At 34.6% G+C, this 23,747-nt stretch carries 14 protein-coding genes, 1 other RNA gene, 2 pseudogenes and 1 CRISPR repeat array; of the genes and pseudogenes, 15 read left to right on the top strand and 2 right to left on the bottom strand.

Annotated features, from left to right (window positions below; genetic code table 11):
• The first annotated feature begins 2 nt into the window (after positions 1–2).
• From EGX70_RS03010 to EGX70_RS02930, 15 genes and pseudogenes are all read left to right on the top strand, one after another.
• Positions 3–740: an acyl-ACP thioesterase domain-containing protein gene (locus EGX70_RS03010; protein WP_000523795.1), complete on the top strand. Its 738-nt coding sequence runs from the start codon at positions 3–5 to the stop codon at positions 738–740.
• Positions 741–1,511: a TIGR01457 family HAD-type hydrolase gene (locus tag EGX70_RS03005; RefSeq protein WP_000323544.1), complete on the top strand. Its 771-nt coding sequence runs from the start codon at positions 741–743 to the stop codon at positions 1,509–1,511. It abuts the gene before it with no gap.
• Positions 1,501–2,157, top strand: coding sequence for a TIGR01906 family membrane protein (locus EGX70_RS03000; RefSeq protein WP_000653357.1), 657 nt, complete (start codon positions 1,501–1,503; stop codon positions 2,155–2,157). The genes EGX70_RS03005 and EGX70_RS03000 overlap by 11 nt, the downstream gene beginning before the upstream one ends.
• Before the next feature lie 387 nt (positions 2,158–2,544).
• Complete coding sequence (cas9, locus tag EGX70_RS02995; RefSeq protein ID WP_123947897.1) at positions 2,545–6,657, top strand: type II CRISPR RNA-guided endonuclease Cas9; 4,113 nt, start codon at positions 2,545–2,547, stop codon at positions 6,655–6,657.
• Position 6,658: 1 nt separating this feature from the next.
• A complete protein-coding gene (cas1, locus tag EGX70_RS02990; RefSeq protein WP_000929489.1) occupies positions 6,659–7,528 on the top strand; it encodes a type II CRISPR-associated endonuclease Cas1 in 870 nt (289 codons plus the stop codon).
• Entirely contained in the window at positions 7,525–7,866 is a 342-nt protein-coding gene (gene cas2, locus EGX70_RS02985) for a CRISPR-associated endonuclease Cas2 (protein WP_000122194.1), read from the top strand. Before cas1 ends, cas2 begins: the two co-directional genes overlap by 4 nt.
• Positions 7,853–8,518: a type II-A CRISPR-associated protein Csn2 gene (gene csn2, locus EGX70_RS02980; RefSeq protein WP_000590706.1), complete on the top strand. Its 666-nt coding sequence runs from the start codon at positions 7,853–7,855 to the stop codon at positions 8,516–8,518. Before cas2 ends, csn2 begins: the two co-directional genes overlap by 14 nt.
• A gap of 100 nt (positions 8,519–8,618) precedes the next feature.
• Positions 8,619–10,766: direct repeats of the CRISPR family, unit length 36 nt; unit sequence GTTTTAGAGCTGTGCTGTTTCGAATGGTTCCAAAAC.
• Between the two features lie 557 nt (positions 10,767–11,323).
• Positions 11,324–11,740, top strand: coding sequence for a nucleoside-diphosphate kinase (gene ndk / locus EGX70_RS02970; protein ID WP_000438314.1), 417 nt, complete (start codon positions 11,324–11,326; stop codon positions 11,738–11,740).
• A gap of 135 nt (positions 11,741–11,875) precedes the next feature.
• Positions 11,876–13,708, top strand: coding sequence for a translation elongation factor 4 (gene lepA, locus EGX70_RS02965; RefSeq protein ID WP_123947895.1), 1,833 nt, complete (start codon positions 11,876–11,878; stop codon positions 13,706–13,708).
• A gap of 246 nt (positions 13,709–13,954) precedes the next feature.
• Positions 13,955–16,588 (top strand): annotated as a pseudogene (locus tag EGX70_RS02955) (pneumococcal-type histidine triad protein).
• A gap of 99 nt (positions 16,589–16,687) precedes the next feature.
• Entirely contained in the window at positions 16,688–17,347 is a 660-nt protein-coding gene (locus EGX70_RS02950; RefSeq protein WP_000180007.1) for an HD domain-containing protein, read from the top strand.
• 8 nt (positions 17,348–17,355) lie between these two features.
• Positions 17,356–17,820, top strand: a complete 465-nt coding sequence (locus EGX70_RS02945; protein WP_000621142.1) for a GNAT family N-acetyltransferase — start codon at positions 17,356–17,358, stop codon at positions 17,818–17,820.
• Complete coding sequence (msrB, locus tag EGX70_RS02940; RefSeq protein ID WP_000665410.1) at positions 17,820–18,254, top strand: peptide-methionine (R)-S-oxide reductase MsrB; 435 nt, start codon at positions 17,820–17,822, stop codon at positions 18,252–18,254. Before EGX70_RS02945 ends, msrB begins: the two co-directional genes overlap by 1 nt.
• Positions 18,255–18,405: 151 nt before the next feature.
• Positions 18,406–21,198 (top strand): annotated as a pseudogene (locus tag EGX70_RS02935) (cation-translocating P-type ATPase).
• Positions 21,198–22,301: a DUF2974 domain-containing protein gene (locus EGX70_RS02930; RefSeq protein WP_000065321.1), complete on the top strand. Its 1,104-nt coding sequence runs from the start codon at positions 21,198–21,200 to the stop codon at positions 22,299–22,301. The pseudogene EGX70_RS02935 and the gene EGX70_RS02930 overlap by 1 nt, the downstream one beginning before the upstream one ends.
• A 120-nt stretch (positions 22,302–22,421) precedes the next feature.
• Here EGX70_RS02930 and EGX70_RS02925 read toward each other — a convergent pair whose 3' ends face one another.
• Together EGX70_RS02925 and ssrA are read right to left on the bottom strand one after the other, a co-directional pair.
• Positions 22,422–23,003: a CatB-related O-acetyltransferase gene (locus EGX70_RS02925; protein ID WP_041970307.1), complete on the bottom strand. Its 582-nt coding sequence runs from the start codon at positions 23,001–23,003 to the stop codon at positions 22,422–22,424.
• Positions 23,004–23,328: 325 nt separating this feature from the next.
• Positions 23,329–23,678, bottom strand: a transfer-messenger RNA (tmRNA) gene (gene ssrA / locus EGX70_RS02920).
• Positions 23,679–23,747 lie beyond the last annotated feature (69 nt).

The following is a 23,747-nucleotide window of genomic DNA, read 5'->3' as shown; positions in this document are numbered from 1 at the left end:
AAATGGGTTTATTATATCGAGAAACTTACGAAGTGCCTTTTTATGAATCAGACACTAATCATTATATGAAATTACCGCAGTTGTTGGCTTTAGCGTTACAAATTTCAGCCAAACAATCTTTAAAATTAGGAATAGGCGATGACATCGTTTTTAAAAGATACGGATTGGTTTGGGTCGTTACAGATTATATTATTGATATTGAGCGTTTACCCAAGCATGCTGAAAAGATAGTCATTGAGACTGAAGCCAAAGCTCATAATAAATTATTGTGTTACCGCTATTTTTATATTTATGGTGAAGACGGGCAAAAAATAATAACGATTTCATCTGCTTTTGTCTTAATGGATTTTAAAACACGGAAGATTCATCCTGTTCTTGATGATATTACTTCAATTTACCAATCCCAAAGAATCAAAAAAGTTATTCGAGGGCCGAAATATCATCCCATTGGAGATAGTAAAGTTAAACAATACCATGTTCGTTATTTTGATTTAGATATGAATGGACATGTTAATAATAGTAAGTATCTAGAATGGATGTATGATGTGTTGGACTTAGATTTTCTAAGTAGCCACATTCCTAAAAAAATTGATTTAAAATATATTAAGGAAATTCAATATGGAACGGATATTAAGTCTCATTGGTATCAAGATGGTCTTGTGACACGTCATGATATTATTGGTGGCGATGCTATTCATGCTCAAGCTAGGATTGAATGGCAGGAAAAAAAGGAGGATTAAATGGCTTATAAAGGATATCTTATTGATTTAGATGGTACTATTTACAAAGGGAAAAGTCGTATCCCAGCAGGAGAGCGTTTTATCGAACGTTTGCAAGAAAAAGGCATTCCTTATATGTTAGTAACTAATAATACGACTCGTACACCAGAAAGCGTTCAGGAAATGCTTCGAGGCTTCAATGTTGAAACACCACTTGAAACAATCTATACCGCAACTATGGCTACGGTTGACTATATGAATGATATGAACCGTGGAAAAACAGCTTACGTTATTGGTGAAGAAGGGCTTAAAAAAGCTATTGCAGATGCAGGTTATGTGGAGGATACAAAAAATCCAGCCTATGTGGTTGTTGGTTTAGATTGGAATGTTACTTATGATAAATTGGCAACTGCTACGTTAGCAATTCAAAATGGTGCTTTATTTATTGGAACCAATCCAGATTTGAATATTCCTACTGAACGTGGTTTATTACCCGGTGCTGGCTCCTTAAATGCTTTATTAGAAGCCGCAACGCGTATAAAACCAGTCTTTATTGGAAAGCCAAATGCCATCATTATGAATAAGGCACTTGAAATTTTAAATATTCCTAGAAATCAAGCAGTCATGGTCGGTGATAATTATTTGACAGATATCATGGCTGGTATTAATAATGATATTGATACTTTGTTAGTAACAACGGGTTTTACAACAGTTGAAGAAGTACCAGATTTACCAATTCAACCAAGTTATGTTTTAGCAAGTTTAGATGAATGGACATTTAATGAAGGATAAGTTATTAGTAGTTTTAACTTGGATTTGGATTATATCGTTAGCAACTCTAGCTACAATTTATATTGCTTGGTTGATCTATCCTATAGAAATTCAGTTTTTAAAATTAGAAAAGGTTGTGTATTTAAAGGCTGAAACAATTTATTATAATTTTAATAAGTTGATGATATATCTGACTCATCCTTTTATCTCTGATTTAAATATGCCCAGCTTTCCTTCTTCAGAGGATGGTTTAAAGCATTTTGCGGATGTAAAATATCTTTTTACTCTAGCGCATGGGCTTTTTGTTATACTAACTTTTCCAGTTATTTATTTTTTAAGACGTGGATGGAAGCAAAAAAGTATCTTTCTATATGAAGGCTTTTTCAAGATAGCTATTATGTTGCCTATTTTTATTGTAGTATGTGCCTTTCTGTTGGGTTTTGACCAGTTTTTCACTCTATTTCATGAGGTGCTTTTTCCAGGAGATTCTACTTGGCAATTTAATCCTCTAACGGATCCAGTAATTTGGATACTTCCTGAAACTTTTTTCCTCCATTGTTTCATCATTTTTTTGTTAATCTATGAAACAATAACTATAATTCTTTTGATAATAGGTAGAAAACATTTAAAATTAAGAAAATATAAAAACAAAATGCAAGCCTTATAATAGCGCTTGCATTTTGTTTGCTATTTTTTTATAATACAAATATGAGAAATGTCGGAATTATAACAATGACATAAAAAAGCACCGAATCGGTGCTCACTTTTTCAAGCTGAATACGGACTGGATTAAAAATCACTGCCTTATTTTAACGTGCTGTGCTGTTTCGAATAATTCCAACAAAATTATTATATGTTATTTTAGTGTAATAATCAAGTAAAAATTAAAAATCAGCAAAGCTTTAAAACTTAAAACATACTTTAGGATATTTTAACAAATAACAGATGAAAGATAAAGATAATGCTTTTAAAATTCAAAAAAATAATATATAATTAAAGTATGTTTTAAAGGTGTTGTTTTTAGAATGGTGTTTTAAATAAAAGGAGAAAAGTTATGAATAAGCCATATTCAATAGGCCTTGACATCGGTACTAATTCCGTCGGATGGAGCATTATTACAGATGATTATAAAGTACCTGCTAAGAAGATGAGAGTTTTAGGGAACACTGATAAAGAATATATTAAGAAGAATCTCATAGGTGCTCTGCTTTTTGATGGCGGGAATACTGCTGCAGATAGACGCTTGAAGCGAACTGCTCGTCGTCGTTATACACGTCGTAGAAATCGTATTCTATATTTACAAGAAATTTTTGCAGAGGAAATGAGTAAAGTTGATGATAGTTTCTTTCATCGATTAGAGGATTCTTTTCTAGTTGAGGAAGATAAGAGAGGGAGCAAGTATCCTATCTTTGCAACATTGCAGGAAGAGAAAGATTATCATGAAAAATTTTCGACAATCTATCATTTGAGAAAAGAATTAGCTGACAAGAAAGAAAAAGCAGACCTTCGTCTTATTTATATTGCTCTAGCTCATATCATTAAATTTAGAGGGCATTTCCTAATTGAGGATGATAGCTTTGATGTCAGGAATACAGACATTTCAAAACAATATCAAGATTTTTTAGAAATCTTTAATACAACTTTTGAAAATAATGATTTGTTATCTCAAAACGTTGACGTAGAGGCAATACTAACAGATAAGATTAGCAAGTCTGCGAAGAAAGATCGTATTTTAGCGCAGTATCCTAACCAAAAATCTACTGGCATTTTTGCAGAATTTTTGAAATTGATTGTCGGAAATCAAGCTGACTTCAAGAAATATTTCAATTTGGAGGATAAAACGCCGCTTCAATTCGCTAAGGATAGCTACGATGAAGATTTAGAAAATCTTCTTGGACAGATTGGTGATGAATTTGCAGACTTATTCTCAGCAGCGAAAAAGTTATATGATAGTGTCCTTTTGTCTGGCATTCTTACAGTAATCGACCTCAGTACCAAGGCGCCACTTTCAGCTTCTATGATTCAGCGTTATGATGAACATAGAGAGGACTTGAAACAGTTAAAACAATTCGTAAAAGCTTCATTGCCGGAAAAATATCAAGAAATATTTGCTGATTCATCAAAAGATGGCTACGCTGGTTATATTGAAGGTAAAACTAATCAAGAAGCTTTTTATAAATACCTGTCAAAATTGTTGACCAAGCAAGAAGATAGCGAGAATTTTCTTGAAAAAATCAAGAATGAAGATTTCTTGAGAAAACAAAGGACCTTTGATAATGGCTCAATTCCACACCAAGTCCATTTGACAGAGCTGAAAGCTATTATCCGCCGTCAATCAGAATACTATCCCTTCTTGAAAGAGAATCAAGATAGGATTGAAAAAATCCTTACCTTTAGAATTCCTTATTATATCGGGCCACTAGCACGTGAGAAGAGTGATTTTGCATGGATGACTCGCAAAACAGATGACAGTATTCGACCTTGGAATTTTGAAGACTTGGTTGATAAAGAAAAATCTGCGGAAGCTTTTATCCATCGTATGACCAACAATGATTTTTATCTTCCTGAAGAAAAAGTTTTACCAAAGCATAGTCTTATTTATGAAAAATTTACGGTCTATAATGAGTTGACTAAGGTTAGATATAAAAATGAGCAAGGTGAGACTTATTTTTTTGATAGCAATATTAAACAAGAAATCTTTGATGGAGTATTCAAGGAACATCGTAAGGTATCCAAGAAGAAGTTGCTAGATTTTCTGGCTAAAGAATATGAGGAGTTTAGGATAGTAGATGTTATTGGTCTAGATAAAGAAAATAAAGCTTTCAACGCCTCATTGGGAACTTACCACGATCTCGAAAAAATACTAGACAAAGATTTTCTAGATAATCCAGATAATGAGTCTATTCTGGAAGATATCGTCCAAACTCTAACATTATTTGAAGACAGAGAAATGATTAAGAAGCGTCTTGAAAACTATAAAGATCTTTTTACAGAGTCACAACTAAAAAAACTCTATCGTCGTCACTATACTGGCTGGGGACGATTGTCTGCTAAGTTAATCAATGGTATTCGAGATAAAGAGAGTCAAAAAACAATCTTGGACTATCTTATTGATGATGGTAGATCTAATCGCAACTTTATGCAGTTGATAAATGATGATGGTCTATCTTTCAAATCAATTATCAGTAAGGCACAGGCTGGTAGTCATTCAGATAATCTAAAAGAAGTTGTAGGTGAGCTTGCAGGTAGCCCTGCTATTAAAAAGGGAATTCTACAAAGTTTGAAAATTGTTGATGAGCTTGTTAAAGTCATGGGATACGAACCTGAACAAATTGTGGTTGAGATGGCGCGTGAGAATCAAACAACAAATCAAGGTCGTCGTAACTCTCGACAACGCTATAAACTTCTTGATGATGGCGTTAAGAATCTAGCTAGTGACTTGAATGGCAATATTTTGAAAGAATATCCTACGGATAATCAAGCGTTGCAAAATGAAAGACTTTTCCTTTACTACTTACAAAACGGAAGAGATATGTATACAGGGGAAGCTCTAGATATTGACAATTTAAGTCAATATGATATTGACCACATTATTCCTCAAGCTTTCATAAAAGATGATTCTATTGATAATCGTGTTTTGGTATCATCTGCTAAAAATCGTGGAAAGTCAGATGATGTTCCTAGCCTTGAAATTGTAAAAGATTGTAAAGTTTTCTGGAAAAAATTACTTGATGCTAAGTTAATGAGTCAGCGTAAGTATGATAATTTGACTAAGGCAGAGCGCGGAGGCCTAACTTCCGATGATAAGGCAAGATTTATCCAACGTCAGTTGGTTGAGACACGACAAATTACCAAGCATGTTGCCCGTATCTTGGATGAACGCTTTAATAATGAGCTTGATAGTAAAGGTAGAAGGATCCGCAAAGTTAAAATTGTAACCTTGAAGTCAAATTTGGTTTCAAATTTCCGAAAAGAATTTGGATTCTATAAAATTCGTGAAGTTAACAATTATCACCATGCACATGATGCCTATCTTAATGCAGTAGTTGCTAAAGCTATTCTAACCAAATATCCTCAGTTAGAGCCAGAATTTGTCTACGGCGACTATCCAAAATATAATAGTTACAAAACGCGTAAATCCGCTACAGAAAAGCTATTTTTCTATTCAAATATTATGAACTTCTTTAAAACTAAGGTAACTTTAGCGGATGGAACCGTTGTTGTAAAAGATGATATTGAAGTTAATAATGATACGGGTGAAATTGTTTGGGATAAAAGGAAACACTTTGCGACAGTTAGAAAAGTCTTGTCATACCCTCAGAACAATATCGTGAAGAAGACAGAGATTCAGACAGGTGGTTTCTCTAAGGAATCAATCTTGGCGCATGGTAACTCAGATAAGTTGATTCCAAGAAAAACGAAGGATATTTATTTAGATCCTAAGAAATATGGAGGTTTTGATAGTCCGATAGTAGCTTACTCTGTTTTAGTTGTAGCTGATATCAAAAAGGGTAAAGCACAAAAACTAAAAACAGTTACGGAACTTTTAGGAATTACCATCATGGAGAGGTCCAGATTTGAGAAAAATCCATCAGCTTTCCTTGAATCAAAAGGCTATTTAAATATTAGGGCTGATAAACTAATTATTTTGCCCAAGTATAGTCTGTTCGAATTAGAAAATGGGCGTCGTCGATTACTTGCTAGTGCTGGTGAATTACAAAAAGGTAATGAGCTAGCCTTACCAACACAATTTATGAAGTTCTTATACCTTGCAAGTCGTTATAATGAGTCAAAAGGTAAACCAGAGGAGATTGAGAAGAAACAAGAATTTGTAAATCAACATGTCTCTTATTTTGATGACATCCTTCAATTAATTAATGATTTTCCAAAACGAGTTATTCTAGCAGATGCTAATTTAGAGAAAATCAATAAGCTTTACCAAGATAATAAGGAAAATATATCAGTAGATGAACTTGCTAATAATATTATCAATCTATTTACTTTTACCAGTCTAGGAGCTCCAGCAGCTTTTAAATTTTTTGATAAAATAGTTGATAGAAAACGCTATACATCAACTAAAGAAGTACTTAATTCTACCCTAATTCATCAATCTATTACTGGACTTTATGAAACACGTATTGATTTGGGTAAGTTAGGAGAAGATTGATATGGCAGGTTGGCGAACCGTTGTTGTAAATACACATTCTAAGCTCTCTTATAAAAATAATCATCTGATTTTTAAAGATTCTTATCAGACGGAAATGATTCATCTATCAGAGATTGACATTCTAATCATGGAAACAACAGATATCGTTTTGTCGACCATGCTGATTAAACGTTTGGTTGATGAAAATATTTTAGTTATATTTTGTGACGATAAACGCTTGCCAACAGCTATGTTAATGCCGTACTATGCCAGACATGATTCGAGTTTACAATTATCTAGGCAGATGTCATGGATTGAAGATGTCAAAGCAGATGTTTGGACATCAATTATTGCACAAAAAATTTTGAATCAGTCTTTTTATCTCGGTGAGTGTTCTTTCTTTGAAAAATCCCAGTCTATTATGAATCTCTACCATGACTTAGAACCTTTTGATCCTTCTAATCGTGAGGGGCATGCTGCTAGGATTTATTTCAATACACTTTTTGGAAATGATTTTTCAAGAGAGCAGGATAATCCAATAAATGCTGGTTTAGACTACGGATATTCATTGCTTTTGAGTATGTTTGCGCGTGAAGTTGTTAAGTGTGGTTGCATGACACAATTTGGCTTGAAGCATGCTAATCAATTTAATCAGTTCAACCTAGCAAGCGATATTATGGAACCATTTCGCCCAATCGTTGATAGGATTATTTATGAAAATAGGCAGAGTGATTTTGTCAAAATGAAAAGAGAACTCTTTTCTATGTTTTCAGAGACATACAGCTACAATGGTAAAGAAATGTATCTCTCAAATATTGTCAGCGACTATACCAAAAAAGTTATTAAGTCGCTAAATAGTGATGGGAATGGAATTCCGGAGTTTAGGATATGAGTTATCGGTATATGCGAATGATTTTAATGTTTGATATGCCTACTGAAACAGCAGAAGAACGGAAGGCGTATCGTAAGTTTAGAAAGTTTCTCTTGAGCGAAGGCTTTATCATGCATCAGTTTTCTGTTTATAGTAAATTATTACTCAATAATACAGCTAATAATGCTATGATAGGTCGGCTTAAAGTGAATAATCCTAAAAAGGGTAATATCACACTCTTAACAGTTACGGAAAAACAATTTGCGAGAATGGTTTACCTCCATGGAGAACGCAACACAAGTGTTGCCAACTCTGATAGTCGCTTGGTTTTCCTAGGAGATTCTTATGATCAAGATTAATTTTCCAATTTTAGATGAACCATTAGTGTTAAGTAATGCTACGATTTTAACGATAGAAGATGTTTCAGTTTATTCTTCATTGGTGAAACATTTTTATCAATATGACGTAGATGAACATTTGAAATTATTTGATGATAAGCAGAAAAGTCTGAAGGCAACAGAGTTAATGCTGGTTACAGATATCTTAGGATACGATGTCAACTCAGCACCTATTCTAAAGTTGATACATGGTGACTTAGAAAATCAATTCAACGAAAAGCCAGAAGTGAAATCAATGGTAGAAAAATTAGCAGCTACTATTACAGAACTTATCGCATTTGAGTGTCTAGAGAATGAGCTTGATTTAGAATACGATGAAATTACGATTTTAGAACTCATTAAGGCACTGGGAGTCAAAATTGAGACACAGAGCGACACTATCTTTGAAAAATGTTTTGAAATTATACAAGTTTACCATTATTTAACGAAAAAGAATCTCTTGGTTTTTGTTAATAGCGGAGCTTATCTTACCAAAGATGAAGTTATAAAATTATGTGAATACATCAATTTAATGCAAAAGTCAGTACTCTTTCTAGAACCTAGAAGACTCTATGATTTACCGCAATATGTTATTGATAAGGATTATTTCTTGATAGGCGAAAATATGGTATAATATTAGTAAAAGCACAGTAATAACAAGGAATCATCGAAACTGAAGTCCTGCTGAGACGAATGGCGCGATTACGAAAGCTCAAAAGAAAATTTTCTACGAGGTTTTAGAGCTGTGCTGTTTCGAATGGTTCCAAAACTTATATCCCAAAATTGAAAGAAAAATTAAAGTTTTAGAGCTGTGCTGTTTCGAATGGTTCCAAAACTATGTTACGCTCTTTGTTTTCAAAACCGTCGTTTTAGAGCTGTGCTGTTTCGAATGGTTCCAAAACTCTCAATTCATCAATCCAATCAATATCTTTGTTTTAGAGCTGTGCTGTTTCGAATGGTTCCAAAACGAAATATTATCTGATCGAGAACCCAGCTTAGTTTTAGAGCTGTGCTGTTTCGAATGGTTCCAAAACCACTAATTTAATTTGCCCCAAATACTGATAGTTTTAGAGCTGTGCTGTTTCGAATGGTTCCAAAACAACATTAGCCTTTTCTAACTCTTCAGCTGTGTTTTAGAGCTGTGCTGTTTCGAATGGTTCCAAAACTATGTCTTCTAACAGTTGCTTCTTGTGCTTGTTTTAGAGCTGTGCTGTTTCGAATGGTTCCAAAACTTTTATTGGTTTTCTAAGTGCTCGACCATCGTTTTAGAGCTGTGCTGTTTCGAATGGTTCCAAAACAGTTACTTCTGCTTGGGTTTGACAAGGGTCGTTTTAGAGCTGTGCTGTTTCGAATGGTTCCAAAACGAAATGTGGAGTCATTCAGGTTGATGATGGGTTTTAGAGCTGTGCTGTTTCGAATGGTTCCAAAACAAAAAATAAATGACTTTAAAGCACTTGGAGGTTTTAGAGCTGTGCTGTTTCGAATGGTTCCAAAACCAACGATTTGCACAATAATCCAGGATAATTGTTTTAGAGCTGTGCTGTTTCGAATGGTTCCAAAACTAGTAGCCATTATTATTATGGCTTTTATTTGTTTTAGAGCTGTGCTGTTTCGAATGGTTCCAAAACGGATGATTTCGATTATGCGGCGGTGGTTGAGTTTTAGAGCTGTGCTGTTTCGAATGGTTCCAAAACAAATGTTAATTTCATATCTACATCTTGTTCGTTTTAGAGCTGTGCTGTTTCGAATGGTTCCAAAACACATAACGTTCAAAAGTTTCCACTAATAGCGTTTTAGAGCTGTGCTGTTTCGAATGGTTCCAAAACCAACGATTTGCACAATAATCCAGGATAATTGTTTTAGAGCTGTGCTGTTTCGAATGGTTCCAAAACTAGTAGCCATTATTATTATGGCTTTTATTTGTTTTAGAGCTGTGCTGTTTCGAATGGTTCCAAAACGGATGATTTCGATTATGCGGCGGTGGTTGAGTTTTAGAGCTGTGCTGTTTCGAATGGTTCCAAAACAAATGTTAATTTCATATCTACATCTTGTTCGTTTTAGAGCTGTGCTGTTTCGAATGGTTCCAAAACACATAACGTTCAAAAGTTTCCACTAATAGCGTTTTAGAGCTGTGCTGTTTCGAATGGTTCCAAAACTTATTTAAGACGTGATTTAATGTTAAAACTGTTTTAGAGCTGTGCTGTTTCGAATGGTTCCAAAACTTATTTAAGACGTGATTTAATGTTAAAACTGTTTTAGAGCTGTGCTGTTTCGAATGGTTCCAAAACCAAACTATCTTGATTATAAGTGGACTGATAGTTTTAGAGCTGTGCTGTTTCGAATGGTTCCAAAACATTTTTACACGAGTGCTAGAAAACGGGGCAGTTTTAGAGCTGTGCTGTTTCGAATGGTTCCAAAACACATTTGTTAAATTTGAACTTACTGGAAATGTTTTAGAGCTGTGCTGTTTCGAATGGTTCCAAAACTCCAAAACAAATACGAATGCTTGAGCGATAGTTTTAGAGCTGTGCTGTTTCGAATGGTTCCAAAACGATTACCTTAGATGATGTTCTAATCGGTAAGTTTTAGAGCTGTGCTGTTTCGAATGGTTCCAAAACCAAATTACAGTTTCGACTGATTATGGAAATGTTTTAGAGCTGTGCTGTTTCGAATGGTTCCAAAACTTTTTACCAATGCTTCCATATCGCTTATATGTTTTAGAGCTGTGCTGTTTCGAATGGTTCCAAAACTACTTGACGAATTGAAGATGACGGAATTTAGTTTTAGAGCTGTGCTGTTTCGAATGGTTCCAAAACAAGCTAATTCTCATCTCACCGAGATGGATAGTTTTAGAGCTGTGCTGTTATTATGCTAGGACATCATTGTGGTGTTCTAGTTTTTTGTTATACTGAAATAAATTTTCAGAGAATGTGGGGGAAGGCGGTAATTAGATTAATTCAAGACGTAATTCAGAACTTAGTTGGCCAAGCTAACGAAATCACCCCAATTTATCAGTTTGATTGGGAAACTTATATATTGGCGACTAAAAAATATGAACGTCATTTAGAGGTGTGTCTATTAGTAGAAAATTCGAATTGTTTTTCGGATTCAAAGAGAATGTGTCAATAAAAGAGATATGAAAGGCTATAATTCCAACCTTATGGTTAAAGGGCTAGGTTGTTCTACGCTTTACTTAATTATTAGTTTGACAGCGTTGGTTCTTTTAGTGATTGCTGGTGTTTTCTTTGTCATTAATACTTGCAAGCTTACAAGGAAAGCAGTGGAGAACCTATCCATAATCAACTAACAGCTATGATGGATCTCACCTATTAATATAGTTAAGGAGTGTCCAATACTCCTTTTTTGAAATACAGTTGGAAGTTACAGAAAACATATTTTCATGTTATAATAGTGGAGAAAGAAATGAGGTGCTAATATTATGGAACAAACCTTTTTTATGATAAAACCTGATGGTGTAAAACGTGGTTTTATTGGAGAAGTTATTAGTCGTATTGAGCGTCGAGGCTTCTCTATTGATCGCTTAGAGGTTAGATATGCAGATGCAGATATTTTGAAAAGACATTATGCAGAACTGACGGATAGACCATTCTTTCCAACATTAGTAGATTATATGACTAGTGGTCCAGTAATCATTGGAGTTATTTCGGGAGAAGAGGTCATTTCAACTTGGCGCACCATGATGGGGAGTACTAACCCCAAAGATGCCCTTCCAGGAACTATTCGAGGAGATTTTGCACAAGCTCCCTCTCCAAACCAAGCGACATGTAATATTGTTCATGGGTCAGACTCACCTGAATCTGCAACTCGCGAGATAGCCATTTGGTTCAATAACTAATAGACTTAATGAAGATTGATGTTCAAGTGTTAATTCTCTTTTACATCGGTCTTCTTTTTGATATAATATTCTAGAGTCTATAGGACTGTTTTAATACTTTAGAAGTTAAACATATCAAATTGTATAGGAAATAGAATGAATATTGAAGATTTGAAGAAACGTCAAGAAAAGATTAGAAACTTTTCGATTATCGCTCATATTGACCATGGAAAATCAACCTTAGCAGACCGTATTTTAGAGAAAACAGAAACGGTTTCTAGTCGTGAAATGCAGGCGCAACTGTTGGACTCTATGGATCTAGAACGTGAGCGTGGAATTACTATAAAGTTAAATGCTATTGAGCTTAATTATACTGCTAAAGATGGTGAAACTTACATTTTTCACTTGATTGACACGCCAGGGCATGTTGACTTCACATATGAAGTATCACGTTCATTGGCAGCTTGTGAGGGTGCTATACTGGTTGTTGATGCAGCCCAAGGAATTGAAGCTCAAACTCTGGCAAATGTTTATTTGGCTCTAGACAATGATTTAGAGATACTACCAGTTATTAATAAAATTGATTTACCAGCAGCAGATCCAGAACGTGTACGTGCAGAAGTAGAGGATGTTATTGGTCTAGATGCTTCAGAAGCTGTGCTTGCCTCAGCTAAGGCAGGGATTGGTATTGAAGAAATTTTAGAGCAGATCGTTGAAAAAGTTCCTGCACCGACTGGGGAAGTAGATGCTCCTCTTCAAGCTCTAATTTTTGATTCTGTTTATGATGCTTATCGTGGAGTAATTCTTCAAGTAAGGATTGTAAATGGTATGGTTAAGCCAGGAGATAAGATTCAAATGATGTCTAATGGTAAAACCTTCGACGTTACTGAGGTTGGTATTTTCACTCCCAAAGCAGTTGGACGTGATTTTTTAGCAACTGGAGATGTAGGGTATATTGCTGCCTCAATTAAAACGGTTGCTGATACACGTGTTGGTGATACCATTACCCTTGCTAATAACCCAGCAATAGAACCCTTGCATGGCTATAAGCAAATGAACCCAATGGTTTTTGCCGGTCTTTATCCAATTGAATCAAATAAGTATAACGATCTGCGTGAAGCCCTTGAAAAATTACAATTGAATGATGCTAGTCTACAGTTTGAACCGGAAACATCACAAGCATTAGGGTTTGGTTTCCGTTGTGGTTTCTTAGGACTTTTACATATGGACGTTATCCAAGAGCGCTTGGAACGAGAGTTCAATATTGATCTTATTATGACTGCACCATCAGTAGTTTATCATGTTAATACAACTGACGGTGAAATGCTTGAAGTTTCGAATCCATCTGAATTTCCTGATCCTACTCGTGTTGACAGCATTGAAGAACCATATGTTAAGGCGCAAATTATGGTTCCTCAAGAATTTGTCGGTGCTGTAATGGAGTTAGCACAACGTAAACGTGGTGACTTTGTAACAATGGATTATATTGATGATAATCGTGTTAATGTTATTTACCAAATTCCTTTAGCTGAAATTGTGTTTGACTTCTTTGATAAGCTTAAATCATCAACACGTGGCTATGCTAGTTTTGATTATGAAATTTCCGAATATCGTCGCTCACAATTAGTTAAAATGGATATTCTTTTAAATGGTGATAAAGTGGATGCTTTAAGCTTTATTGTTCACAAAGAATTTGCCTATGAACGTGGTAAATTGATCGTTGATAAGTTGAAAAAAATCATTCCTCGTCAGCAGTTTGAAGTTCCTATCCAAGCAGCTATTGGACAAAAAATTGTGGCCCGTTCTGATATAAAAGCACTACGTAAAAATGTCTTAGCAAAATGTTATGGTGGTGACGTTTCACGTAAACGTAAGTTGCTTGAAAACCAAAAAGCTGGTAAAAAGCGCATGAAAGCAATTGGTTCCGTCGAAGTTCCTCAGGAAGCTTTCTTAAGTGTTTTATCAATGGACGATGATGACAAAAAATAATTCAGAAAGATGATATCATTTATCTATTTTAAAGTAACTTAGCTTCGTGCTTAAGTTACTTTTTCTTTGTCTGCAATTATCAAATAATATGGCTTTATAATATATTTGTTTAAATATAAATGAGCTATAAATGAGTTTTTGTTAGTAACTAAATAATAAAAAGATGGCAAATAGTATTGCAAAAGGAAAAACATCTGATATAATTAACTAGTTAACTAAAACGAAAAAAACATTTATGGAGGACTCATGAAAGGTCAAAAAATTATTGCTCTAGCTGGTCTTGTCCTGTCATGCCATTTTGCTCTTACGGCATGTCATACTCAAGAACACAAAAATTCTCATCATATTAAAACAAAGCAGGTTGCTAAGAAAAAAGCTAATAAAAAGAAAGTCTCTGTTAAGGAAAGTCATAAAAAACGCAAGGGTGTTGCAGGGGTTGACTTTCCAACTGATGATGGCTTTTTACTGACTAAAGATTCGAAGATTTTATCTCATACAGATTCTGGAATCGTTGTAGCACATGGAAATCATTCTCATTTTATTTTTTACTCTGATTTAAAAGGTTCAAAATTTAGCTATTTAATCCCTAATGCTAATACAAAAACTAATAAAAATCAAGCGGTAAGAAACTTTAAAGCAGGGGCGGTAGCTGTTAATACATTAAATGATGGCTATGTTTTTAATCCCGCAGATATTGTTTCAGAAGATGCTAATGGCTACGTGGTCAGACATGGTGATCATTTCCACTATATTCCAAAAGCAAGTTTATCTCAGCAAAAGCAAGTACAAGCAAGTAGAGCTGTTTCACGTTTAGGAAATCAAAGTAATAGCCATTACAGGGTTAATAGTTCTAAAATTGCAGGGCTTCACTACCCAACAAGTAATGGTTTCTTATTTAATGGACGAGGAATAAAAGGCACTACCCCAACAGGTATTTTAGTAGAACATCATAATCATCTGCATTTTATTAGTTTTGCTGATTTAAGAAAAGGGGGGTGGGGATCAATTGCTGACCGTTACCAACCACAAAAGAAAGCTGATTCTAAAAAACAGTCACCATCAAGTAAAAAGCCAAGAACTGAAAATACTTTACCTAAGGACATCAAAGATAAGCTAGCTTACCTTGCTCGTGAATTACATTTAGATATTTCACGTATCAGAGTCCTTAAAACACTAAATGGTGAAATTGGATTTGAATACCCACATGATGATCATACACATGTTATTATGGCCAAAGATATTGATCTAAGTAAGCCAATTCCAAATCCACATCATGATGATGAAGATCATCACAAAGGTCATCACCATGATGAGTCCGACCATAAGCATGAAGAACACGAGCACACTAAGTCAAATAAATTATCTGATGAAGATCAAAAGAAATTAATTTATTTAGCAGAGAAGCTTGGTTTAAATCCTAATCAAATTGAAGTATTAACGTCAGAGGATGGAAGTATCATCTTTAAGTATCCACATGATGACCACTCACACACCATAGCAAGTAAGGATATTGAAATTGGGAAGCCTATCCCAGATGGACACCACGATCACTCTCATGCAAAAGATAAAGTTGGTATGGCAACTCTAAAACAAATTGGTTTTGATGATGAGATTATTCAGGATATTCTGCATGCAGATGCTCCAACACCATTCCCATCAAATGAAACTAATCCTGAAAAAATGCGTCAGTGGCTTGCAACTGTTACTAAGATTAACATTGGACAAAGAACCAATCCATTCCAGCGTTTTGGTCTATCATTGATGCCTAATATTGAAGTTCTAGGAATTGGGTTTACTCCGATTAATGATATGACGCCAGTTTTGCAATTCAAAAAACTTAAACAGCTTTGGATGACAAATACTGGTATTACAGATTATTCTTTCCTTGATAAGATGCCACTATTAGAAGGATTGGATATTTCACAAAACGGTATTAAGGATTTATCTTTCCTTACAAAATATAAACAATTAAGTCTTATTGCTGCAGCTAATAATGGCATTACTTCGCTAAAACCATTGGCTGAATTACCAAACCTTCAATTCTTAGTTTTGAGTCATAACAATATCTCTGACTTGACACCGTTATCAAACTTGACAAAACTCCAAGAATTGCACCTTGATCATAATAATGTGAAGAATTTAAGTGCACTTTCTGGTAAAAAAGATTTGAAAGTTCTAGATTTATCAAACAATAAATCCGCAGACTTATCGACTCTAAAAACAACTAGTCTTGAGACGCTTCTTTTAAATGAGACGAATACAAGCAATCTAAGTTTCTTAAAGCAAAATCCTAAGGTATCTAATTTAACAATTAATAATGCGAAATTAGCATCATTAGATGGTATTGAAGAGAGCGATGAAATTGTTAAAGTAGAAGCTGAAGGGAACCAAATTAAGTAACTAGTATTGAAAAATAAACAAGGTTCGTTAAAATTCTTGAATGTGACTAATAATCAGTTAACATCACTTGAAGGTGTTAATAATTATACTTCACTTGAGACCTTAAGTGTTTCTAAAAATAAACTTGAATCTTTAGATATTAAAACACCTAACAAAACAGTTACAAATCTTGATTTTAGCCATAACAATGTTCCAACATCACAATTGAAATTGAATGAAAAAAATATTCCTGAAGCAGTAGCTAAGAATTTTCCAGCAGTTGTAGAAGGTTCAATGGTTGGAAATGGTAGTCTTGCTGAAAAAGCAGCTATGGCTTCTAAAGAGGACAAACAAGTTTCAGATAATACTAATCACCAAAAAAACACTGAAAAATCTGCTCAAGCGAATGCTGATAGTAAAAAAGAAAACCCTAAAACACATGATGAACATCATGACCATGAAGAAACAGATCATGCACATGTAGGTCATCATCACCATTAATCTTTTACAGAGCTAATATATAAAATCCTTCAAGAATTTCTTGGAGGATTTTGCATTTATATGCTAAATCATTTATTTTTTTAGAAAATTAGCTATAATATGACTATGGTTAAAAGAGAAGATGTGATTTTAAATGCAACTGAAAATATGGTTCACCATAAATTAAAAAATGATCCAAGTGGCCATGACTGGTTTCATATTGTTAGAGTAAGAAATCTTGCGGTAGAATTAGCACACAAAGAAGGGGCTAATACCTTTATTTGTCAAATGGCTGCACTTTTGCATGATATTATTGATGACAAAATCTGCCAAGATAGTAAGCAAGCGTCGTATGAATTGACTCAATGGTTATATAGTCAAGATCTTGCCATAGCAGAAGTAGAACATATCCTTGATATTCTTGAAAATATTTCATTCAAAGCAGGAACTGGATTGACTATGAAAACATTGGAAGGTCAAATTGTTCAAGATGCAGATCGCCTAGATGCTATGGGGGCTATTGGTATTGCAAGAACGATGGCTTATTCAGGGAGTAAAGGACGTTTAATTCATGACCCTAACTTAAAACCACGAGAAAACCTCACTTTAGAAGAGTATCGTAATGGTCAGGATACAGCTATCATGCATTTTTACGAAAAATTATTAAAGTTAAAAGACCTTATGAATACAAAACAAGGGAAAATGCTTGCTCAAAAACGTCATGATTTTTTAGAACTATATTTAGCCGAATTTTATGCTGAATGGAATGGTAAACGTTAGGAGTAGATATGATTCGTAGAGCGAAAGAAAAAGATTTGCCTGATATTGCAGAGCTATTGAAACAAATTTTAATGTTACATCATGAGGTTCGCCCAGATATTTTTCATACAAGAGGAAGTAAGTTTTCTAAAGAACAATTGAAAGAAATGCTGATAGACGAATCAAAGCCTATCTTTGTTTATGAATCAGACGAGGGTAAAGTTGTTGCCCACTTGTTTCTTCAATTACAAGAAAAACGTGACTTACCTCGAAAGTCATTTAAAACTCTCTATATAGATGATTTGTGCATTGATGAGGAAGTAAGAGGTCAGCAAATTGGACAAAAGTTGATGGATTTTGCAAGACAATATGCTAAGAAACATGGGTGTTATAATATAACTTTAAATGTTTGGAATGATAATCAGAGAGCGGTCTCTTTTTATGAAAAATTAGGTTTTAAACCTCAACAAACTCAAATGGAGGAGATACTATAATGAAAGAAACACAAGAAGAATTACGTCAGCGTATTGGACATACAGCTTATCAAGTAACCCAAAATTCAGCTACGGAACATGCTTTTACTGGGAAGTATGATGATTTTTTTGAAGAGGGGATATATGTAGATATCGTCAGTGGAGAGGTTTTATTCTCTTCTTTAGATAAATTTCAATCTGGTTGTGGTTGGCCAGCATTTTCAAAACCAATTGAGAATCGAATGGTGACAAATCATCAAGATCACTCTCATGGAATGCATCGTATTGAGGTTAGGAGTCGTCAAGCTGACTCTCATTTAGGGCATGTATTTAATGATGGACCGGTTGATGCAGGTGGTTTACGCTATTGTATCAATTCAGCTGCCTTAGATTTTATTCCTTATGACCAGATGGCAAAGAGAGGCTATGGGGACTACCTATCACTTTTTGATTAATAAGAGACGACTTAAGGGTATATCTTAAGTCGTTTTTTATGTATGGTAAAAAGAATTGGTGGCAGGTGTATTCTTCATCAGTTTATTTTCTGAAAAAAGAGTATAATATAGGTATCAAAAATGAAAACGTTTTAGAGAAGGAGACTAGAATATGGCTTCTACAAATAATGTTTCAGATACAAACACACGTTTTGCTAAAGAGGAGTTAGAAGAGGTTTTCGAAGAATTAGGGACAACTCAAGGTGGTTTATCAGATGAAGAGGTTGCTGTACGTCAGAAAAAATATGGTTTAAACCTGTTATCTGAAGTAAAGCAAGAATCGATTATTTTATTGTTTCTGAAAAATTTTACTAGTCTTATGGCAATACTATTATGGGTTGGAGGATTTGTGGCTATTGTTTCTAATAGCTTAGAGCTAGGTCTTGCCATTTGGATGGTTAATGTGATTAATGGTATTTTTAGTTTCATTCAGGAATACCGTGCAAGCCAAGCAACACAAGCTCTCGAGAAAATGTTACCATCTTATTCACGTGTTCTTAGAAAAGGCTCAGAAGAAAAGATATTATCAGAGCAACTAGTCCCAGGCGATATTGTTCTTATTGAAGAAGGAGACCGTATTTCAGCAGATGGTCGCTTGATTAAAACAACAGATTTGCAAGTAAACCAATCAGCCTTGACAGGGGAATCAAATCCTATTTATAAAGATAGCAATGTTGAAAACGACCAGTCTAAAACATTGATTGAATGTGATAATATGGTTTTCGCAGGAACGACGGTCTCCAGTGGTAGCGCAACAATGGTTGTTACGGCAATTGGAATGCAAACTCAATTTGGTCAAATCGCTGATTTAACACAAGGGATGAAATCAGAAAAAAGCCCTCTTCAAAGAGAACTTGATCGGTTGACCAAACAGATTTCTATCATTTCAATTACGGTAGGAATTATCTTTTTCTTAGCAGCGACTTTTTTTGTTAAGGAGCCAGTGTCAAAATCATTTATCTTTGCCTTGGGGATGATCGTTGCATTTATCCCAGAAGGTTTACTACCTACCGTTACACCTTCTCTAGCTATGGCAGTCCAACGAATGGCTAAAGAACACGCACTTGTCAAAAAACTTTCTTCAGTTGAGACTCTTGGAGCAACCTCAGTTATCTGTTCTGATAAGACTGGTACATTAACGCAAAATGAAATGACCGTCAATCATTTGTGACAAAATGGAAAGAGTTACCAAGTGACAGGACTGGGTTATGCTCCAGAAGGACAGATTCTTTTTGAAGGTGACAATATTTGCTTTGGTAATAGTGATAGAGGAGACTTAGAAAAACTTATTCGTTTTGCTCATCTCTGTAGCAACGCTCAAGTATTACCACCAAATGATGATCGTTCAACTTATACTGTACTTGGAGATCCGACAGAAGCTTGTTTGAATGTTTTATTGGAAAAATCAGGGATAAACATACAAGAAAATCGTAAGTTTGCACCACGTTTGAAAGAATTACCTTTTGATTCGGTTAGAAAACGCATGACAACTATTCATAGCTTAGGAGGCGATGAAAAGGATAAAAAAATTTCAATTACAAAAGGTGCGCCGAAAGAAATACTTGATTTATCAGATTATGTCTTATCTGATGGCAAAGTTATCCCCTTAAACAAGGAAGAACGTAATAAAATACAGTTGGCTAACGATACATTTGCTAAAGATGGACTTCGCGTCTTAGCTGTTTCATACTGCGATATTGAAGGCTTTTCAAAAGAACAATGGACGCAAGAAAATTTGGAACAACACATGGTGTTTATAGGGTTGATAGCAATGAGTGATCCACCTCGTGAAGGCGTTCGCGAAGCTATTGATAAATGTCATGCAGCAAGCATTCGTATTATTATGGTGACTGGAGATTACGGATTAACGGCACTAAGTATCGCTAAAAATATTGGTATTATTCGTAACGATGATGCTAAAGTAATTTCAGGTTTAGAGTTATCAGAAATGACGGATAGCCAATTGAAAAAAGAATTGTCAGGTGAAGTCGTTTTTGCTCGTGTAGCACCAGAACAAAAATATCGAGTAGTAACGATATTACAGGAGATGGGTGAAGTAGTAGCAGTTACAGGAGACGGGGTCAATGATGCGCCTGCGCTAAAAAAATCCGATATTGGTGTAGCCATGGGTGTTACCGGTACTGATGTTGCTAAAGAATCAGCTGATATGATTCTGACAGATGATCATTTTGCTTCTATTGTACATGCTGTGGAAGAAGGACGGGCTGTTTATCAAAACATTAAGAAATTCTTGACGTATATTTTTAATAGTAATACTCCTGAGGCTGTTCCGTCGGCATTCTTCCTTTTTTCTAAAGGTTTTATTCCTTTACCATTGACTGTAATGCAAATACTTGCTGTTGATTTGGGAACCGATATGCTTCCCGCTTTAGGTCTGGGCGTGGAACCACCAGAAACAGACGTTATGAATCGTCCTCCAAGACGGCTAACAGATCGCTTATTGGACAAAGGGCTACTTATAAAATCTTTCCTTTGGTACGGCACTATTGAATCCGTATTAGCTATGGGTGGTTTTTTCTGGGCTCATTACTTACGTTATGGTAATTTTACTTTTTTCGTCGCAAACGGCATACCGTACAGAGAAGCGACAACTATGACACTTGGAGCTATTATCTTTAGCCAGATAGGTATGGTTATGAATAGCAGAACGAGCTATCAATCTATTAAAGCACTATCTATTTTTGGTAATAAATTAATTAATTTTGGTATAATAATGGAGATTTTAGCATTTTTAGTCTTAGTATACGTGCCACTATTCCATAACTTATTCAACACAGCAAGCCTAGGTTTATCACATTGGCTCTATTTAATAAGCTGCCCATTTATCATGATAGGTTTAGATGAAGTTCGGAAATTATTCAGCAGTAGAAAGAATAAACGGTGATGTCAAATATAATAACTTATTTAAAAAATAATTCAAACTTAACTTTTGATGAATTAGCATTAAACGATGTTGACATTCTTTGTTTAAATGAATTTGGCTATATTTCTTTTGAAAAACTTATAAACACTACAGAAATGAAGTCAGTTTTAGTCTGTGAGTTATATCATGAGTACCTTCAAACTATGGCTAAATCATATAGCTTTATGTTCACATCACAACGACATGATTTATGTCAGTTAATGATGACCTCGAAACGTTTTAAAAACTTAACTTTATCTTATTATCGAGCTGAGATTAGTTTAGAATTTGAAAAACAATTTGCAGCTATGGTTTTTACTATTCCTAACATTAATTATCATCAGGTTGTATTTCGTGGTACTGATGCCAACCTTATTGGTTGGAAAGAAGATTTTAAATTGACTTATATGAGAGAAATATCGGCTCATCGTTCAGCGATTAAATACTTAAATACAATACTGCCTTATTTTGATAAAGTAGTTCTCTCAGGTCATTCTAAGGGGGGTAATTTAGCCTTGTACGCTGCAATGTTTACAAAGCCAGATTTAAAAGCAAAAATTGATTTGATTTGGCTTATTGACTCCCCAGGACTACAAAAAACTTTGTTACCTACTACAGAGTATAAAACTACTAAACAAAAGTGCATTCGCTTACTACCAGAAGAATCTATTGTTGGTATGATGCTTTATAGTGATATAGAGCCGCTAATTATTAGTAGCAATGCGCGTGGAATTCTGCAACACGATGTTACAACTTGGGAAATTCAAGAACCAGCTATTTTAAAGACTGGAACAGGACTATCGCTAAAAAGTATTTGTTTTGAAAAGACATTTCAACAGTGGATGGCTGAATTAAAAAGTCAAGAAAGAAAATTATTTTTTGATTTATTATTTGATAGCTTCCTATCAAGTGGCGTATCTAGTTTGGATGACTTCAACTTGGCTTCCAGAGCAAAAATGATGAAAGCTTTTCATAGCTTTAGAGAACTAGATGATGATAAAAAAAGGTTATTTAACAAATCTTTAAAATTATTAGTAACCATATTTTGGGGAGCTTATCATGATAATAGCAGAGAGACTAAGTAGCTTTCCTAGAATTGCATTAGTCTAAACATGGTGCTAAATAAACTAGCAAAATAGCACACTAAAAATACTACTCATATTATGCTGAGTAGTATTTTTAGTGTGCTATTTGATGAAGTTATTCTAGAGTTTATGATTTTTGTTTTCGGAAATACTTTTTAGAGTATTGAAGAATTCCTTCTTATCTGAAAATTCGCTAATATGTTCCTTAATAGCTTCATCTGACCAATTCCACCACTGAGATGCATTTAATAATGTTATTTCTTCCTCTGAAAAGCGATATTTGATAATTTTAGCAGGTGTTCCAGCGACAACAGCATAGTCAGGAATGTCTTTGGTAATAACTGAACCTGCTCCAATAATTGCTCCATTACCTATTGTAACAGATGGAAGTATAGTGACATTAGTTCCTATCCAGACATCGTTGCCAATAATAACTTTTCCATTTTTCTTTTCATCTATTAAGTCCGCCCTATCCTCATTTATAAATCCCCTTGACTTATAGTAAATAAAAGGGTTAGTGGTAATGTGATCGGTTGGATGATTCAGACCAGTAATAGTAACGTTCTGGGCTATTGAGCAAAATGCTCCAATTTCTTTTAAGTTAACGCCTTCGTAAAAGAATTGTTGATATCCATATGTGTACTTTCCTACCGAGAATCCATATTTAGGGTAACTGGCACCAGTACTCATATCTGTCCTCATAGGATCATTTTTAAGCTCTAAACGTTTCTCTAAATGTTTTTTTTAAATACTAGCCATAACTAGCCTCCAATCGTAGACTAAATAGATTATAACATTTTTTCCTCTAAAAACCTTACCTTTTTTAATAAATTCTATAAATTAGAATGATAAAGAACTTATTCTCGGATATTGACAAAGAGTGAGCTAATGAGGTGGCCTAATTCAATGTTAGAGTCTGTTCCCAGTATTTTTTTCCTAAGATAGAGGCAATGTATGAACAAAGAAACATACTTAAAACCTTGTAATAACAAGGTTTTAAGTATGTATAGTAAGTTATGGTAAAATGATATGGAGCCGGTGGGAGTCGAACCCACGTCCAAACATCTGCTAATATATTTGTCTACAACTATAGGTTATGTATTGATTTAACTAGGTGATGACACATAACTCAAGCCCTCACATAGCGAGTCTATAAATCTCTTTTTAACTAACTAGACAGTAGCCAAACGTAGTTTGCTGATAAATAAGACCTTCTAGCAAAACGCAAACAATCTTGTGAAGATCACGCAGGCTGTTTTTTAGGCAGCTAATGCGTAAGAATTTGTATTTTTTGCAGTTATATTTAACTGGCATTTTACATCTGCCGATGAGTCGCGAAATATACCTCATAATGCCTGTCGAATCCGTAACGACCCCAAAAGTAGAATAAAGCATAAAAACTTACCAATATAGTATAACAAATACTATTTAAAATAGCAAAAATTT

This window comes from Streptococcus sp. FDAARGOS_522, assembly GCF_003812445.1.
GTDB classification, from domain to species: Bacteria; Bacillota; Bacilli; order Lactobacillales; family Streptococcaceae; genus Streptococcus; species Streptococcus agalactiae.
The sequence above is the reverse complement of the archived record's forward strand: the minus strand, read 5'-3'. Positions and strand labels throughout refer to the sequence as shown.

Coding starts and splice junctions, on each gene's coding strand:
- EGX70_RS03010 (WP_000523795.1), top strand. CDS start 3: ATGGGTTTATTATATCGAGAAACTTACGAAGTGCCTTTTTATGAATCA.
- EGX70_RS03005 (WP_000323544.1), top strand. CDS start 741: ATGGCTTATAAAGGATATCTTATTGATTTAGATGGTACTATTTACAAA.
- EGX70_RS03000 (WP_000653357.1), top strand. CDS start 1,501: ATGAAGGATAAGTTATTAGTAGTTTTAACTTGGATTTGGATTATATCG.
- cas9 (WP_123947897.1), top strand. CDS start 2,545: ATGAATAAGCCATATTCAATAGGCCTTGACATCGGTACTAATTCCGTC.
- cas1 (WP_000929489.1), top strand. CDS start 6,659: ATGGCAGGTTGGCGAACCGTTGTTGTAAATACACATTCTAAGCTCTCT.
- cas2 (WP_000122194.1), top strand. CDS start 7,525: ATGAGTTATCGGTATATGCGAATGATTTTAATGTTTGATATGCCTACT.
- csn2 (WP_000590706.1), top strand. CDS start 7,853: ATGATCAAGATTAATTTTCCAATTTTAGATGAACCATTAGTGTTAAGT.
- ndk (WP_000438314.1), top strand. CDS start 11,324: ATGGAACAAACCTTTTTTATGATAAAACCTGATGGTGTAAAACGTGGT.
- lepA (WP_123947895.1), top strand. CDS start 11,876: ATGAATATTGAAGATTTGAAGAAACGTCAAGAAAAGATTAGAAACTTT.
- EGX70_RS02950 (WP_000180007.1), top strand. CDS start 16,688: ATGACTATGGTTAAAAGAGAAGATGTGATTTTAAATGCAACTGAAAAT.
- EGX70_RS02945 (WP_000621142.1), top strand. CDS start 17,356: ATGATTCGTAGAGCGAAAGAAAAAGATTTGCCTGATATTGCAGAGCTA.
- msrB (WP_000665410.1), top strand. CDS start 17,820: ATGAAAGAAACACAAGAAGAATTACGTCAGCGTATTGGACATACAGCT.
- EGX70_RS02930 (WP_000065321.1), top strand. CDS start 21,198: ATGTCAAATATAATAACTTATTTAAAAAATAATTCAAACTTAACTTTT.
- EGX70_RS02925 (WP_041970307.1), bottom strand. CDS start 23,003: ATGAGGACAGATATGAGTACTGGTGCCAGTTACCCTAAATATGGATTC.